The sequence below is a fragment of the Curtobacterium sp. MCBA15_013 genome, assembly GCF_001865095.1.
In the GTDB taxonomy this organism is placed as follows: domain Bacteria; phylum Actinomycetota; class Actinomycetes; order Actinomycetales; family Microbacteriaceae; genus Curtobacterium.
In genome coordinates, this window is record NZ_MJGQ01000047.1 from 5,483 (window position 1) to 5,744 (window position 262).

General features: G+C 72.5%; 1 protein-coding gene. It reads left to right on the top strand.

Annotation, left to right across the window (positions count from 1 at the left end; all coding sequences use genetic code 11):
- On the top strand, positions 1 to 262 hold a 262-nt coding region (locus BIV01_RS16790), incomplete at both ends, for an aldo/keto reductase (protein WP_139199503.1).

Sequence of the window (262 nt, forward strand, 5' to 3'; positions counted from 1 at the left end):
CCCGCTCGTCGACGAGCTCGGCATCGGGCTCGTGGCCTACTCACCGCTCGCACGCGGGTTCCTGGGCGGGGCCGTCCAGCCGCGGTCCGCCTACCCCGAGGACGACATCCGGCACATGCTCGAGTGGTGGGCGCCGGAGCACTTCGACCAGAACGTCGCGGTCGTCCGGGCGCTGACCGCGATCGCCGACGAGCACGGCGTCTCGCTCTCGCAGCTGTCCCTCGCGTGGATCCTGGCGCAGCGGGACGACGTCGTCCCGATC